The sequence below is a fragment of the Faecalibacterium sp. 7 genome, assembly GCF_049562865.1.
In the GTDB taxonomy this organism is placed as follows: Bacteria; Bacillota; Clostridia; order Oscillospirales; family Ruminococcaceae; genus Faecalibacterium; species Faecalibacterium wellingii.
Map to the genome: position 1 here is coordinate 1,314,393 of NZ_CP186911.1, position 15,130 is coordinate 1,329,522.

A 15,130-nucleotide genomic window follows, 5' to 3' on the forward strand; every position below is an offset into this window, starting at 1 on the left:
AGCAGGGAAAAGGAGACTCTATGCTCAAAAGCTATCTGCTGGTATTTTTCGTTTCCATGGTGCCGCTCATTGAACTGCGCGGTGCCATCCCCATCGGGCTTGGCATGGGCCTGCCCATCCTGCCCACCTATCTGGTGTGCGTGGTGGGCAACATGATCCCGGTGCCGTTCATCTATCTGTTTGCACGCAAATTCCTGATCTGGGGCTACCATAAGCCCCTCATCGGGCCCATCTGCAAGTTCTGCATCGTCAAAGGCGAAAAAGGCGGCCGCGCACTGGAAGCCAAGGCGGGCCGCGGCCTTGAGGTGGCGCTGCTGCTGTTCGTGGGTATCCCGCTGCCGGGCACCGGCGCGTGGACCGGGACGCTGGCGGGCTCGATCCTGGATATGAAGTTCAAGGACGTGGTCAAGGCCTGCATGGGCGGCGTGTTGCTGGCGGGCATCATCATGGGTCTGGCCAGCGCGGGCCTGCTGGGTGCGCTGAGCACCCTGTTCTCAGTGGGCTGAGAAAAAAAGACTGTGTCCCGGCAAAGAACAACAATTGACAATGGCATTTTGCCGCCGAGTATGCTAAAATAAAAAAGTGTTTTGGAACCGGCGGCGCAAAGCTGCCGGACAGAAAGGAACGATAAGATCATGGATCAGGCACTGAATCAGAAAATCGACGCATATATTGCGCAAAACAAGGAACAACTGCTGAAGGATATCGCCGCACTGGTGGCAGTCAACAGCGTGGAGGGGACCCCCGAGGAGGGCGCACCCTATGGCGCAGGCCCCCGCGCCGCACTGGACAAGACGCTGGAGCTGGCTGCAGGCATGGGCCTTGCCACCCGCAACTGCGAGAACTACATCGGCTATGCAGAGCTGGCCGGCAAGGACCCTGAAAAGTATCTGGCGACCATCTGCCATGTGGACGTGGTGCCCGTGGGCAACGGCTGGACGGCCGACCCCTTCACCATGCGCATTCAGGACGGCTGGCTGCTGGGCCGCGGCGTTGCCGACGATAAGGGCCCCATGGTGGCTACCCTGTATGCCCTGAAGTTCCTCAAGGAGCAGGGCTATGAGCTGCGCTACCCCATCCGCGCACTGGCAGGCACCAACGAGGAGACCCACATGCAGGATGTGGACTACTACCTCAAAAACTACCCGGCCCCGGCCTTCTGCTTCACCCCGGATGCCGAGTTCCCGGTGTGTAACGGCGAGAAGGGCCTGTTCGGTGCCAAGATCGTCAGCCCGGTGTGCAACGGCGTCATCGTGGAGATCGAGGGCGGCGTGGCAAACAACGCCGTGCCCGACCGTGCAAGTGCACTGGTCAAGACCGACATCTCCAAGCTGAAGAATGCCCCCAACATCACGCTGGAACCGGAAGGCGACGGCGTGCGCATCCGCGGCTGGGGCAAGTCCGGCCACGCAGCCATGCCGCAGGGTACCGTGAACGCCATTGGTCTGGTGGTGAACTACCTGCTGGACAACGGCCTGTGCAATGAGACCGAGCGCACCTATCTGGAGGCCGTGCGCAAGCTGCACGCTTCTACTGCCGGTGAGGGTCTGGGCATCAACTGCGCCGACGGCCCCTTTGGCCCGCTGACCGTGATCGGCGGCCGCATCTACATGGAAGATGGCCGCATTTTCCAGACCATGGACAGCCGCTTCCCCACCTGCACCAACGGCAAAAAGATGACCGAGCAGATCCGTGCCGCACTGGGCGACGGCGCTGAGCTGCGCGATGTGACCGCTGCCGAGCCTTTCTATATCGAAGCCGACAGCCCCGCCATTCTGGCCTGCATCAACACCTACAACGAAGTGACCGGCGAGAACGCCAAGCCCTTCACCATGGGCGGCGGCACCTATGCCCGCCACTTCCCCTATGCTGTCAGCTTCGGCCCCGAGCATGTGGACCTGCCGCTGCCGGAGTTCGGCGGCCCGATGCACGGTGCAAACGAAGCTGCACCCATTGACAAGCTGCTGGAAGCCGTAAAGATCTATATCATCGCGCTGCTGCGCCTTGAGGAAATCGACTTCTGATGCAGCCGATGAATGTGCTCGTCATCGATGGGCAGGGCGGGGGCCTTGGCAAACAGCTGGTGGCGGCCCTGAGCACGCAGTGCCCGGAGATCCGGCTCACTGCGGTGGGCACCAACAGTCTGGCGGCAAACGCCATGCGCAAGGCCGGTGCCCCGCGTGCCGCCACCGGCGAGAATGCAGTGGCGGTGAACTGCCGCAGCGCGGATATCATCGTGGGGCCCATCGGCATCGTTATTGCGGATGCACTGCTGGGCGAGATCACGCCCGCCATGGCCACGGCCGTGTGCCAGAGCCATGCGACGCGGGTGCTCATCCCGGTGAACCACTGCGAAAACTATATCGTGGGTGTGCCGGAGCAGCCCATCAGCGATCTGGTGGCCGCTGCGGTGCAGAAGGTGAAAGCCCTCTGCGCCGGGGAAGGCTGCGGAAAAAGGGCTTATTGAAAATGCCCTCCGCTTGCGCTCTGGGCATCTTCAGCGGAAAAATATCTTATAATAGAGCAACAGCGGACAGCCTGCGGGCTGTCCGCTGTTGCATTTTCACGGAAAGGGTCCAAGAGGGAAACTTGATCTGTCTGTGCTTGTTTCCTGCGGAAACAGCCGCACAGCCGGGAAACAGGCCGCTTCTTCATTGCGCCCGCTCCAGTGAAAAAGCAAGTCGGAAAATCCCGCAGGATTTTCCGACTTGCATCTAAAAAATATAAATTCCTTGAATAATGCCCAGAGCGCAAGCGGAGGGCATTCTGAATCGTTATGACTTCTGTCGTGCGGCAATCTGCGCTGCCGTGGGCGGGGTGTCGCCCTGCGCGGCGTTTTCCAGTGCGCCGAGGCGGCGGTCCAGATCGGTCAGGCGCTGGGCTACGATATCCGGCAGATCCTGCTGATCCAGATCGTCCGCCGGGTTCACGGCCTTGTTGTTGATGCGCACCACCTCGGCGGGCACGCCCACGGCGGTGCAGTTGGCGGGCAGATTGCGCAGCACCACGCTGCCTGCGCCGATGCGGGAGTTGTCCCCGATATACACCGGGCCAAGGACCTTGGTGCCTGCACCGATCAGCACGTTGTTGCCCAGAGTGGGGTGGCGCTTGCCGGTGTCCTTGCCGGTGCCGCCCAGAGTGACGCCGTGGTAGATGGTGCAGTTGTCCCCGATCTCACAGGTCTCACCGAACACGATGCCCATGCCGTGATCGATGAACAGGCATCTGCCGATGGTGGCACCGGGGTGGATCTCGATGCCGGTGCGGCGGCGTCCGTGCTGGCTGACCCAGCGGGCAAGGAAAAAGCGCTTATGCCGGTACAGCCAGTGCGCAATGCGGTGATACACCAGAATGTGAAAGCCCGGATACAGCAAAATGACCTCCAGCACGTTGCGTGCAGCGGGGTCCTTGCGCTGGATGTTCCGCGCGTCCTCCAACAAACCCATGGGAAAACCCTCTCTTTCCTGATTCCGATGAAGCTGCTCTGAAAAAATCACGCCTCTGCCATGAAAACAGCCTCTGACTCTTTTGACCATATTATAATAGCACACCCGGACGGGAATGTACAGCAATATGCTAGGAATTGATGCGACTAACCTTGAATCTGGCAGGGAAAAACTGCTTTTGGGTAGAGTAGCTAAAATTCCGGGAGGGAAGCGGCAAACCTTTTTGCAACAAAATATATGCGGAAGCATTGACACATTTCGCGCTTCTATGCTAAAATATTATGAAAAGATTCCAGACTTATAAAAGGAGACAGCACCATGCAGAAAAGCGCGATGTGTACCAAACTGAACAAGCAGTTCGCATCCGGTTTTGCCGTGGGTTCGTTGTTTCCTTTTTTTGTAGAATGAGCTTTTCCCTTTGCGGGGAAAAGTTTTTTTTTGCCCGTAAGCCGGAAAGCCGAACCAGACAAACGCAAATCAGGAGGGAACTGCGATGCTGCTTGTAAATGCTGTGAACACCGAAGGAAGACCGCTTGAGATTTTTGTAAAAGACGGCAGGATCGCTGCTGTGGGTCAGGAGCTGGAGGCACTGGCCGGGGAGAACGAAACGGTCATTGATGCCGGAGGGCTGACCGTGCTGCCCGCCTTTGTGGACCTGCACTGCCACTGGCGCACCCCGGGCTTTGAGTACAAGGAGGACATCGAGACCGGCAGCCGCGCCGCAGCCGCCGGCGGCTACACCTTCGTGAACCTGATGCCCAACACAAAGCCGGTCTGCTCTTCTGCGGCACAGGCGTTCATGGTGGAGCAGAAGGCTGCCGAAGTAGGCCTGTGCGATGTGAACCAGACCGTCTCCATCACTGAGAACTTTGACGGTGTGAGCATCGACCACCTCAAGACCCTGCCTGCCGGTGTGAAGTTCATCACCGAGGACGGCCACGGCGTGCAGGACAATGCCACCATGGCAAAGGCTTTCGCCATCTGCACCCAGAAGGATATCACCGTGATGAGCCACGCCGAGGATATGGAGATCAGCCCGTGGGACTACCGTCTGGCTGAGGACATCGAGACGGTGCGCAACTGCTGGCTGAGCGAATACTACCAGACCAAGCTGCACATGTGCCACGTGTCCACCCGCGGTGCGCTGGATGCCATCCAGATGGCAAAGCTGCGGGGGGCACCCGTCACCTGCGAGGTGACCCCGCACCACCTGTGGTTCACCAATGATACCTGCGATTACCGTGTGAACCCGCCCATCCGCACCGCCGACGATGTGCAGGCGCTGGTGGACGGCATCCGCACCGGCATCGTGGATGCCATTGCAACCGACCACGCGCCCCACTCCGAAGAGGACAAGCTCAAGGGCATGGCCGGTATGGTGGGCAGCGAGACCGCTTTCGGCGTCTGCTACACCAAGCTCTGCAAGCAGGAAGGCCTGCCGCTGGAAGTGCTGGTGCACCTGATGAGCACCCGCCCGGCAGAAATTCTGGGCCTTGCCAAGGGCCAGCTGGAGCCGGGCTACGATGCCGACATGGTGCTGGTGGATCTGGATACCCCCTACACCGTGGACAAGGACAAGCTGCACTCCAAATCTCACAACACCCCGTTCGACGGCGCTGAGCTGTACGGCAAGGTGTGCGCCACCATCAAGGGCGGCAAGCTGACCTATCAGGCAGAGGAGTAAGAAGAACGAAACCCTCTCAGGCGCTTGCGCGCCAGCTCTCCCGAAGGGCGAGCTTTATGCCATCTGCCGGAAAAGCAGTCCCACAGTTGGGAGGATGACGTATCAGGCAGCAGAGGAAAAGCTCCCCTTTTCGGGGGAGCTGGCAACGCCGCAAGGCGTTGACTGAGAGGGAGCTACCTAATATAAAAAGAAAGCAAACAGGAGGAACACCCAAATGACGAACATGGACAAACTGTACGAAGCTGTGGAAGCCCGCGGCCCGGTGTGCGTGGGTCTGGACACCGACTTCAGCTACCTGCCCGCCGATTTTGTGGACAGCACCCTGTCCCGCGGCGAAAACATCGTGCGCTTCAACAAGAAGCTCATTGACGCCACCAAGGCCGTGGCAGGCTGCTACAAGGTGCAGATCGCTTACTACGAGTCGCTGGGTCTTGAGGGCATGAAAGCCTACGCCGACACCCTGAAGGCGGTGCGCGAGGCAGGTGTGCCGGTGATCGCCGACATCAAGCGCGGCGATATTGCCAAGACCGCCGAGATGTACGCCATGGGTCACTTTACCGGCGATTTCGAGAGCGATTTCGTTACGCTGGCACCCTATATGGGTCTGGACTCCATCAGCCCCTACCTGCCCTACGCCGAAAAGCAGGGCAAGGGCATGTTCGTGCTCTGCCGCACCTCCAACGGCGGTGCCAAGGACTTTGAGTATGAGAAGCTGGCCGATGGCCGTCACGTCTACGATCTGGTGGGCGACAAGCTGAACGCTCTGGGCAAGGACTACATGGGCGAGCACGGCTACTCCTCCATCGGTCTGGTCATCGGCGGCACCCACATCGAGGAGGCCACCGAGATCCGTGCAAAGTACCAGGACAGCTTCTTCCTGATCCCCGGCTACGGCGCACAGGGCGGCAAGGCCGAGGACATTGCCCAGTATCTTACCAAGGGCAACGGCGGCGTGGTCAACTCCAGCCGCGGCATCCTGCTGGCCTATAAGAAGCAGCCGGGCACTGCCTTTGACGAAGCCGCTTACAACGAATGTGTGAATATGAAGGAGGCCATTGCTCATGCGTGCAGCCTGCTGTGAAGCCACTGTCCTGCGCAATGAGGTCATTGCCCCGGACATCCGTCTGCTGACGGTGGTCTGGCCGGACCGCGACCACGCACCCCACGCAGGCCAGTTCTTTACCCTGCGTGCATGGGGCGCAGACGAAGCTCCCTTCCTGTCCCGGCCCATCAGCGTGCACCGCTGGAACCCGGACAGCAGCACCATCGAGTTTCTGTATCAGGTGGTGGGCGAGGGCACGGAAAAGATCGCGCAGCTCAAAATGAAGGATACCTTCCAGCTCACCGGCCCGATGGGCAACGGCTTTGACGTGCCGGACATCCTGAGCAAGTACAAAAAGATCGCTGTGGTGGGCGGCGGCATCGGCACTGCGCCCATGTTCCAGCTCACCCGCGAACTGGCAGCAGCAGGCGTGAAGCCGGATGTGTTCTTCGGCTTCCGGGATGCCCCCTACTGCATGGAGGAGTACCGCGAGATCGCAAACCTCGTCAAGGTGTCCACCGACACCGGCGCGGTGGGCTTCCACGGCTTTGTCACCCAGCTGTACGACCCCGCCGACTACGATGTGGTGCTGGTGTGCGGCCCCACGGTCATGATGAAGAACGCCGCCCGCCTGTGTGCCGAAAAGGGCACCCCCTGCTTTGTGAGCATGGAAAAGAAGATGGCCTGCGGCATCGGTGCCTGCCTTGGCTGCACCTGCGAGACCAAGAGCGGCGAGGGCAAGAGCGTGTGCAAGAACGGCCCGGTATTTGATGCAACGGAGGTGTTCTTCTGATGGCTGACCTGAAAACCAACCTGCTGGGTTTTGTGATGAACAGCCCGGTCATCGGTGCATCCGGCACCGTGGGCTACGGCGTGGAGTACGAAGAGCTGGCAGACTTTGCCAAGATCGGCGGCATCTCCGGCAAGGGTCTGACCCTGCACGGCCAGTACGGCAACAAGGGCGAGCGCCTGTGGGAGACCCCCTCCGGCCTCATCAACAGCATCGGCCTGCAGAACCCCGGCGTGCAGCACTTCATCGACGTGGAGCTGCCCGAGATGCTGGAACTGAAGCAGAAGTACGGCACGGTGGCCATTGCCAACCTTGGCGGCCACAGTGAGGAAGAGTATGTGGAAGGTGCCGCGATGCTGAGCGACAGCGCAGTGGACATCGTGGAGCTGAACATCTCCTGCCCCAACGTCAAGGTGGGCGGCATGGCCTACGGCGTCAAGGCCGAGGCTGCCGGTGAGGTGGTGCGCATGGTGCGCGCTGCCTGCAAAAAGCCCCTGATGGTCAAGCTGAGCCCGCAGGCCGAGAACATTCCCGAGATGTGCAGGGCTGTGGAAGCCGCCGGTGCGGATGCCATCAGCCTGACCAACACCTTCCAGGCCTGCGCCATCGATCTAGAAAAGCGCCGCCCGGTGTTCAACAACATCTTTGCGGGCTTGTCCGGCCCGGCGGTGCGCCCCATCGCTCTGCGCATGGTCTGGCAGGCCGTGGGCGCTGTGAACATCCCGGTGGTGGGTCTGGGCGGCATCGCCACGGGCCGTGACGCACTGGAGTTCATCATGGCCGGTGCTGCTGCGGTGCAGGTGGGTGCCGCAAACTTTGCCAATCCTCGCGCCATGGAGACCATTGCGGACGAGATGGCCGCATGGATGGACAAGAACGGCGTGAAAACACTGGACGAGATCCGCGGATGTGCCCGGAATGCTGAATAATCCAATTGACATACCAGCAAAAATCCTGATTTATACGCATAAAAACAAAGTTGCTGCATAAATTTGCAAATCACGCAAAAGCGTGGTACAATACCGTTCAAAAGACATTTTTATAAAAGAGAGGGAGAAGTACAATGAGTGAAGCACTTGAGATCCTGAAGAGCTGTGATGCGTTCCTGGAAGGTCACTTCCTGCTGTCCTCCGGCCGCCATTCCAGCGCATACTGCCAGATGGCTTATCTGCAGCAGTACCCCGACCGCTGCGCCGAGGTCATGAAGAGCGTGGCAGATAAGGTCAAGGAAATGGACGTGGATGTGATCGTGGGACCTGCCATGGGCGGCATCGTCTATGCCTACGAGCTGGCCCGCCAGACCGGCAAGCGCGCCATCTTTACCGAGCGCGTGGACAATGTGATGACCCTGAAGCGCTTCGCCATCCACCCGGGTGAGAAGTGCCTCATTGCTGAGGACGTGGTCACCACCGGCATCTCCTCTCTGGAGACCAAGCGGGTCATTGAGGAGAACGGCGGCATCTGCGTGGGCATTACCTGCGTGGTGGACCGCACCAAGCCCGAGGCTCCGTCTCCCATTCCCATCGTGGCAAGCGCCCTCAAGCTGGATCTGCCCAACTACGCACCGGAAGAGTGCCCCATCTGCAAGGAGGGCAAGCTGCCGCTGGTGCATCTGGGCAGCCGCAAGATGAAGCAGGAAGCAAAGCAGACCCTGTAATGTGTTGAAACGAGGAAAACTATGAACGCATATCTTCTTTTGGCAAATGGCATGGTCTTTGCCGGCCAGTCGGTGGGTGCCGAGGGCGTCACCGTGGGCGAGGTGGTTTTTGCCACCGGCATGGTGGGCTTTCAGGAGACTCTGACCGACCCCAGCTACTACGGCCAGATCATCACCCAGACCTACCCCCTTATCGGCAACTACGGCATGAATAAGGACGACATGGAGTCCGACCGCATCTGGGCAAAGGGCTACATCGTGCGCGAGGCCTGCACCACCCCCTCCAACTGGCGCTGTGAGGAGACGCTGGACAGCTTTTTGAAAAAGAACAACACCATCGGCATTGAGGGCATCGACACCCGCCACCTGACCCGCATCATCCGCGAGAGCGGTGTGATGAACGGCGCCATCCTGACCACCTTTGACCCCGCCGATCCGGCCAACAAGGCCGAGACCGAGGCCCTGCTGGCCCAGATCCGCGCCTACGCCGTCACCGATGCGGTGAAGAATGTTACCTGTGAAAAGCCCGAGGTGTTCAACCCGCAGGGCGAGACCCATATCGTGCTGATGCACTACGGCTGCAAGCGGAACATCGTGCGCTGCCTTGTCAAGCGCGGCTGCAAGGTGACCGTCATGCCCGCCTTTGCAACGGCAGACCAGATCAAAGCTCTGAACCCGGACGGCATCATGCTGTCCAACGGCCCCGGCGACCCCGCCGAGCCGGTGGAGGTCATCGAGAACCTCAAGCAGATCTTTGCACTGAACATCCCCACCTTCGGCATCTGTCTGGGCCACCAGCTGTCCGCGCTGGCAGCCGGTGCCAAGACCATGAAGCTGAAGTACGGCCACCGCGGTGCCAACCAGCCCGTGACAGACTTTGAGTCCGGCCGCACCTTCATCACCAGCCAGAACCACGGCTACGCTGTGGTGGGCGACGAGCTGCCCGCCGAGATGGGCGAGGTGGCACAGGTGAACGCCAACGACGGCACCTGTGAGGGCATCAAGTACAAGAAGTGGAACTGCTTTACCGTGCAGTTCCACCCGGAAGCAAACGGCGGCCCCAAGGATACCGAGTTTCTGTTCGACCGCTTCCTGAACAACGTCAAAGCAGCAAAAAAGGAGGCACGCTGAAATGCCGAAGGACCCTAGAATCAAGAAGGTGCTGGTCATTGGCTCCGGCCCCATCATCATTGGTCAGGCTGCGGAGTTCGACTACTCCGGCACGCAGGCCTGCCGCGCCCTGAAGGCAGAGGGCATCGAGACCGTTCTGCTGAACTCCAACCCCGCAACCATCATGACCGACCCGGATGTGGCCGACCATGTGTATATCGAGCCCATGACGCTGGAAGTCGTGGAGCGCATTCTGGACATCGAAAAGCCGGACTCCGTTCTGCCGAACCTCGGCGGCCAGATGGGCCTGAACCTGTCCATGGAGCTGGCCCGCTCCGGCTATCTGGACCGCACCGGCATCCGTCTGCTGGCCTGCAAGCCCGAGACCATCGACCGTGCCGAGGACCGCGAGCTGTTCAAGGAGACGATGGAAAAGCTGCACCAGCCCATCATCCCCTCTGAGGTGGTGGAGACCCTGCAGGACGCTCTGGCCTGCGCCGACCGCATCGGCTACCCGGTCATTGTGCGCCCGGCCTTTACCATGGGCGGCACCGGTGGCGGCATCTGCGAGACCCGCGAAAAGCTCATCGAGATCGGCACCAACGGCCTGCGTCTTTCCCCCATCCATCAGATCCTGGTGGAAAAGTGCATTGCGGGCTGGAAAGAGATCGAGTACGAGGTCATGCGCGACCACAAGGGCAACGTGATCACCGTGTGTAACATGGAAAACCTCGACCCCGTGGGCATCCACACCGGTGACTCGGTGGTCGTGGCTCCTTCCCAGACCCTGACCGACCACGAGTACCAGATGCTGCGTACCGCTGCGCTGGACATCATCACCGAGCTGGGCATTGAGGGCGGCTGCAACTGCCAGTTTGCTCTGAAGCCCGACAGCTTTGACTACGCGGTCATCGAGGTCAACCCCCGTGTGTCCCGCTCTTCCGCACTGGCTTCCAAGGCTACCGGCTATCCCATTGCCAAGGTGGCCACCAAGATCGCCATCGGCTACACGCTGGACGAGATCACCAACGACGTCACCGGCAAGACCTGCGCCTGCTTTGAGCCTGCGCTGGACTACATCGTGGTCAAGTACCCGAAGTGGCCCTTTGATAAATTCGTCTACGCCGACAAGTCTCTGGGCACCCAGATGATGGCCACCGGCGAGGTGATGAGCATTGGCAACAGCTTCGAGGCTGCCATGATGAAGGCAGTTTCCTCCATCGAGCTGGGCATGGACACCCTGACCCACAAGCCCTTTGAGGAGCTGACCGATGACGAGATCGTGGCTCACATGCATGTTCAGGACGCCGAGCGCGTGTTCTGCGTGTACGAGGCCCTCAAGCGCGGCATCGACCACGAGACCATTTATAAGATCACCAAGATCGACTGGTGGTTCCTGGACAAGATGCAGCATCTGGCAGATCTGGAAAACGGTCTTGCCAAGTGCAACGGCGTGCTGACCGAAGAGCAGTATAAGACTGCCAAGAAGTACGGCTTCCAGGATAAGACCATCAAGCGTCTGGCACAGGTGGACACCCTGCCTGTGGAGAACTACCGCGCCGGTTTCAAGATGGTGGATACCTGCGCTGCCGAGTTCTCGGCCAACACCCCCTACTTCTACTCCACCTACGACGGCGACAACGAAGCCGCTGAGTTCATTGCCGAGAAGGAAGCCGAAGCATCCGCCAAGGGCGAGCCCAGGAAAAAGAAGGTGCTGGTCTTTGGCTCCGGCCCCATCCGCATCGGTCAGGGCATCGAGTTCGACTACTGCTCGGTGCACTGCGTGTGGACCCTGAAGAAGCACGGCTGCGAAGCCATTCTGGTCAATAACAACCCCGAGACCGTCTCCACCGACTTTGACACCGGCGACCGTCTGTACTTTGACCCGCTGAACCCGGAGAGCGTGGACAACATCATCGCCACTGAAAAGCCGGACGCCTGCGTGGTGCAGTTCGGCGGCCAGACCGCCATCAAGCTGGCAAAGCACATGGACGAGATCGGCCTGCCCATTCTGGGCACCCCGGCAGATGCCATCGATGAAGCCGAGGACCGTGAGCGCTTCGACGAGCTGCTGGAGCGCTGCAAGATCCCGCGCACCGGGCCGCACCGTGTTCAATCTGGACGAGGCGCTGGCCGCTGCCGATGAGATCGGCCTGCCGGTGCTGATGCGCCCCTCCTATGTGCTGGGCGGTCAGAACATGATCGTGGCTTACACCAAGGCAGACGTCATTGAGTACATGGGCGTCATCACCGAGCATGTGGACATGGATCACCCTGTGCTGCTGGATAAGTACATTCTGGGCACCGAGTGCGAAGTGGACGCCATCTGCGACGGCGAGAACTTCCTGATCCCCGGCATCATGGAGCAGGTGGAGCGCACCGGCGTGCACTCCGGCGACTCCATCTGCGTCTACCCGGCACAGCACCTGACTCAGGCCGAGATCGATACCATGGTGGACTACACCGGCCGCTTTGCCCGCGAGCTGCATGTCACCGGTCTGGTGAATGTGCAGTACGCAGTTTCCAACGGCAAGGTGTACGTCATTGAGGTGAACCCCCGTTCCTCCCGTACTGTGCCGTATATCTCCAAGGTCACCGGCGTGCCCATGGTGGATCTGGCAGTGCGCTGCTGTCTGGGCGAGAAGCTGGCAGATATGGGTTACGGCACCGGCCTGCACCCCAACGCACCCTATGTGGCCGTCAAGGTGCCTGTGTTCAGCTTTGAAAAGCTGCACGGTGTGGACACCCAGTTCGGCCCCGAGATGAAGTCTACCGGCGAAGTGCTGGGCATTGCCCCCAACTACCACGACGCCCTGCTCAAGGGCCTCATCGGCGCGGGCTACACCTTCAAGACCCCCGGCCCTGCAAGCTGCTGCATCTTCACCGTGAAGGACAGCGACAAGCCGGAGTTCGTGGACATTGCATGGAAGCTCAAGAGCATGGGCTACAAGCTGTACGGCACCTCCGGCACCTGCGCATGGCTCAACAAGCACATGGTGCCCTGCAACGAGGTGCGCAATATGTCCGGCGAGTCGCCCAACATCGTGGACCTGCTGCAGAGCGGTCTGGTGGACTACGTGTTCTCCACCAGCGCCAAGGGCCGTGACCCCAAGCGCGATTCCGTCCGCCTGCGCCGCAAGGCCGTGGAGCTGAGCATTCCCTGCATCACCGCTGTGGATACCGCCAACGCTCTGGTGGACTGCCTGCGCAGCGACCACAGTCTGGAAAATATCCCGCTGGTGGATATTGCCACCCTGTATCACCGCAAGTAATTACCGCTGTAATTACCCCCGGAAACGGATAAAGACAGACTTTATACAGCGCCCGCCAAAACGGCGGGCGCTGTATTTGTGAAAGGCAGACAGAGAATATAAAAGTTCGTGCGCAATAAATGACGTTTTGTGCGCAAGCTGTCGCAAACAGTGCGCAAATTATGTTATACTCAACAACGCAAAATTTGCCAAAAGACCGTTACTTTTGGACATTCCAGGAGGATATAGATACATGACCCGTTCCCAGATGATCGAGACTGTTGCACGCAAGACCGGCTTTACCGAAGCTCAGGTCGAGACCACGATGGATGCGATGTTTGACCAGATCGCCGACTGCCTGCGCGCAGACGAGAAGGTGACCATCGCAGGCTTTGGCCGTTTTGAGATGCGTCCCCGCAAGCCCAAGGCCTACACCAACCCCAAGACCAAGGTTTCCAGCCGTCTGGAGTCCACCTCCATCCCCGGCTTCAAGGCCAGCGGCCGCTTCAAGCAGAAGCTGGAAGCAGGCAAGGCTGCCAAGACTGAGGAAGCTGTCTGATTCTCAAATCAAATGCAAAGAGCTGTGCCCTCCACTCGGGGCGCAGCTCTTTTTGTTTGGAACTCCTTCAGTCTCGCATTTGCTCGACAGCTCCCTCATGGAGGGAGCCTCGCCGTGCGGAAAAGCCTCCCTCTTTGAGGGAGGTGGCATCGCGTTAGCGATGACGGAAGGAGTTCGTTAAGAATCTGCTGACAAGTGCGGCATTTCATGCTATACTGAGTGCAGAATATAAAAGGACAAAGGAACGGAGATTCAGATGCTTTACAGTGAACTGCAGTGCAGCCCGGCCATCCATCAGGCAGTGGAACGCATGGGCTTTGCCGAAATGACCGAGATCCAGGAAAAGACCATCCCCGTCATGATGGCGGGGCATGACGTGATCGCAAAAGCCCCCACCGGCACCGGCAAGACCTGTGCCTTCGGCATCCCGGTGGCGGAGCATATCCTCCCGGAAAACAAGTACCCGCAGGCTGTCATCATGGCTCCCACCCGGGAGCTGGCCCAGCAGATCGCGGAAGAGCTGACTCAGCTCACCTACTTTATGCCGGAGGTGCAGGTGGCCTGCGTGTATGGCGGTGCCAATATGGAAAAGCAGGCAAAGCGCCTTGCCGAGGGCTGCCAGATCGTGGTGGCCACGCCGGGCCGTCTGATGGACCACTACAAGCACCGCACCATCGACATCTCCCATGTGACCCAGATCGTGCTGGACGAGGCCGACGAGATGCTGAACATGGGCTTCTATAAGGATGTGCGGCATATCATTGAAATGATGAAAGCCCGCAAATCCCTTTCCATGTTCTCGGCCACCATCAGCCGCGAGGTGATGGACATTGGCTGGCTGTACCAGCACAACGCTGAGGAGATCACCGTCCAGCCCCGGGAGGAGAGCCAGCCCAAGATCACCCAGTATATGCTGGAGACCTCCGGCCGCAACAAGCTTTCCGACCTTGCACAGATCATCATTGGTGAGAGCTACAAGCGGGTGATGGTGTTCTGCGATACCAAGTTCAACACTGCCACTCTGGCCAACCAGCTGGCACGGCTGGGCTTCTCGGTGGATTGTCTGCACGGCGACCTCTCCCAGAAGGAGCGCAACCAGATCATGCAGAACTTCCGGGACGGCAAGCTGGCCATTCTGGTAGCCACCGATGTTGCCGCCCGCGGCATCGATGTTTCGGACGTGGACGCCGTCATCAACTACGATGTGCCCAGCGAGAACGAACATTACACCCACCGGATCGGCCGCACCGGCCGTGCCAAAAAGGAGGGCGTGAGCTACCTGTTCTATGTGCCAGAGGAGAAAAAGCGGGTGCAGGAGCTGCTGCGCCTGACCCGCAATACCGACCTGTGCACCCCGGTGCACTTCGACTTCAACCATGAGCACATCGTGGTGGAGGAAAAAAAGGACAACGCCGATCGGTTCCAGATCAAGTGTTATTTTTAAAGAAAGAAACTCCCCCAGTCTGCTCCGCAGACAGCCCCCTCAAGGAGGGAGGTGTCGAGCGAATGCGAGACGAAGGGAGTTCCTTTTGTAAAAAGACTTGACCTTCCCCTTTCTGGAAGGTGTAACATAGGCACGTAAGGAGGCACC

Annotated in this window: 12 protein-coding genes and 1 pseudogene; 12 read left to right on the forward strand and 1 reads right to left on the reverse strand. The window is 59.6% G+C overall.

Annotated elements, in window-relative coordinates; genetic code table 11:
- The first annotated feature begins 20 nt into the window (after positions 1 to 20).
- The 3 genes from ACKXF7_RS06420 to ACKXF7_RS06430 all read left to right on the forward strand — a co-directional run bounded on the left by ACKXF7_RS06420 (position 21) and on the right by ACKXF7_RS06430 (position 2,467).
- A complete protein-coding gene (locus tag ACKXF7_RS06420; RefSeq protein ID WP_249237351.1) occupies positions 21 to 506 on the forward strand; it encodes a COG2426 family protein in 486 nt (161 codons plus the stop codon).
- Positions 507 to 635: 129 nt separating this feature from the next.
- Entirely contained in the window at positions 636 to 2,024 is a 1,389-nt protein-coding gene (locus ACKXF7_RS06425; RefSeq protein ID WP_418264962.1) for a Sapep family Mn(2+)-dependent dipeptidase, read from the forward strand.
- 8 nt (positions 2,025 to 2,032) lie between these two features.
- Positions 2,033 to 2,467 (forward strand): DUF3842 family protein, encoded by a 435-nt coding sequence (locus ACKXF7_RS06430; protein ID WP_423742615.1) that lies wholly within the window; start codon positions 2,033 to 2,035, stop codon positions 2,465 to 2,467.
- 307 nt (positions 2,468 to 2,774) lie between these two features.
- Here ACKXF7_RS06430 and epsC read toward each other — a convergent pair whose 3' ends face one another.
- The gene (gene epsC / locus ACKXF7_RS06435) at positions 2,775 to 3,446 is read right to left on the reverse strand and encodes a serine O-acetyltransferase EpsC (protein WP_097774358.1); all 672 of its coding nucleotides are present in this window, start codon (positions 3,444 to 3,446) and stop codon (positions 2,775 to 2,777) included.
- A gap of 493 nt (positions 3,447 to 3,939) precedes the next feature.
- On the opposite strand from epsC, the gene ACKXF7_RS06440 reads away from it, so the two are divergent.
- The 9 genes and pseudogenes from ACKXF7_RS06440 to ACKXF7_RS06480 all read left to right on the forward strand — a co-directional run bounded on the left by ACKXF7_RS06440 (position 3,940) and on the right by ACKXF7_RS06480 (position 14,983).
- Positions 3,940 to 5,130 carry a dihydroorotase gene (locus ACKXF7_RS06440; protein ID WP_423742462.1) on the forward strand — a complete coding sequence of 397 codons (1,191 nt, stop codon included), beginning with the start codon at positions 3,940 to 3,942 and terminating at the stop codon, positions 5,128 to 5,130.
- Between the two features lie 214 nt (positions 5,131 to 5,344).
- Positions 5,345 to 6,211 carry an orotidine-5'-phosphate decarboxylase gene (gene pyrF / locus ACKXF7_RS06445; protein WP_249237348.1) on the forward strand — a complete coding sequence of 289 codons (867 nt, stop codon included), beginning with the start codon at positions 5,345 to 5,347 and terminating at the stop codon, positions 6,209 to 6,211.
- Positions 6,192 to 6,965 carry a dihydroorotate dehydrogenase electron transfer subunit gene (locus tag ACKXF7_RS06450; RefSeq protein ID WP_349935853.1) on the forward strand — a complete coding sequence of 258 codons (774 nt, stop codon included), beginning with the start codon at positions 6,192 to 6,194 and terminating at the stop codon, positions 6,963 to 6,965. The genes pyrF and ACKXF7_RS06450 overlap by 20 nt, the downstream gene beginning before the upstream one ends.
- Positions 6,965 to 7,891, forward strand: coding sequence for a dihydroorotate dehydrogenase (locus ACKXF7_RS06455; RefSeq protein ID WP_423742463.1), 927 nt, complete (start codon positions 6,965 to 6,967; stop codon positions 7,889 to 7,891). Before ACKXF7_RS06450 ends, ACKXF7_RS06455 begins: the two co-directional genes overlap by 1 nt.
- A gap of 134 nt (positions 7,892 to 8,025) precedes the next feature.
- Positions 8,026 to 8,619 carry an orotate phosphoribosyltransferase gene (gene pyrE / locus ACKXF7_RS06460; protein WP_118528611.1) on the forward strand — a complete coding sequence of 198 codons (594 nt, stop codon included), beginning with the start codon at positions 8,026 to 8,028 and terminating at the stop codon, positions 8,617 to 8,619.
- A gap of 21 nt (positions 8,620 to 8,640) precedes the next feature.
- Positions 8,641 to 9,750, forward strand: coding sequence for a carbamoyl phosphate synthase small subunit (locus ACKXF7_RS06465; RefSeq protein WP_418264960.1), 1,110 nt, complete (start codon positions 8,641 to 8,643; stop codon positions 9,748 to 9,750).
- Between the two features lies 1 nt (position 9,751).
- Positions 9,752 to 13,001 (forward strand): annotated as a pseudogene (gene carB / locus ACKXF7_RS06470) (carbamoyl-phosphate synthase large subunit).
- Positions 13,002 to 13,233: 232 nt separating this feature from the next.
- On the forward strand, positions 13,234 to 13,539 hold the full coding sequence (locus tag ACKXF7_RS06475) for an HU family DNA-binding protein (protein WP_005944215.1): 306 nt from the start codon (positions 13,234 to 13,236) through the stop codon (positions 13,537 to 13,539).
- A 256-nt stretch (positions 13,540 to 13,795) separates the two neighbouring features.
- Complete coding sequence (locus tag ACKXF7_RS06480) at positions 13,796 to 14,983, forward strand: DEAD/DEAH box helicase (protein WP_249237342.1); 1,188 nt, start codon at positions 13,796 to 13,798, stop codon at positions 14,981 to 14,983.
- The last annotated feature ends 147 nt before the right edge of the window (positions 14,984 to 15,130 follow it).

Coding starts and splice junctions, on each gene's coding strand:
- ACKXF7_RS06425 (WP_418264962.1), top strand. CDS start 636: ATGGATCAGGCACTGAATCAGAAAATCGACGCATATATTGCGCAAAAC.
- ACKXF7_RS06420 (WP_249237351.1), top strand. CDS start 21: ATGCTCAAAAGCTATCTGCTGGTATTTTTCGTTTCCATGGTGCCGCTC.
- ACKXF7_RS06430 (WP_423742615.1), top strand. CDS start 2,033: ATGAATGTGCTCGTCATCGATGGGCAGGGCGGGGGCCTTGGCAAACAG.
- ACKXF7_RS06450 (WP_349935853.1), top strand. CDS start 6,192: ATGCGTGCAGCCTGCTGTGAAGCCACTGTCCTGCGCAATGAGGTCATT.
- ACKXF7_RS06440 (WP_423742462.1), top strand. CDS start 3,940: ATGCTGCTTGTAAATGCTGTGAACACCGAAGGAAGACCGCTTGAGATT.
- pyrF (WP_249237348.1), top strand. CDS start 5,345: ATGACGAACATGGACAAACTGTACGAAGCTGTGGAAGCCCGCGGCCCG.
- pyrE (WP_118528611.1), top strand. CDS start 8,026: ATGAGTGAAGCACTTGAGATCCTGAAGAGCTGTGATGCGTTCCTGGAA.
- ACKXF7_RS06455 (WP_423742463.1), top strand. CDS start 6,965: ATGGCTGACCTGAAAACCAACCTGCTGGGTTTTGTGATGAACAGCCCG.
- ACKXF7_RS06480 (WP_249237342.1), top strand. CDS start 13,796: ATGCTTTACAGTGAACTGCAGTGCAGCCCGGCCATCCATCAGGCAGTG.
- ACKXF7_RS06465 (WP_418264960.1), top strand. CDS start 8,641: ATGAACGCATATCTTCTTTTGGCAAATGGCATGGTCTTTGCCGGCCAG.
- epsC (WP_097774358.1), bottom strand. CDS start 3,446: ATGGGTTTGTTGGAGGACGCGCGGAACATCCAGCGCAAGGACCCCGCT.
- ACKXF7_RS06475 (WP_005944215.1), top strand. CDS start 13,234: ATGACCCGTTCCCAGATGATCGAGACTGTTGCACGCAAGACCGGCTTT.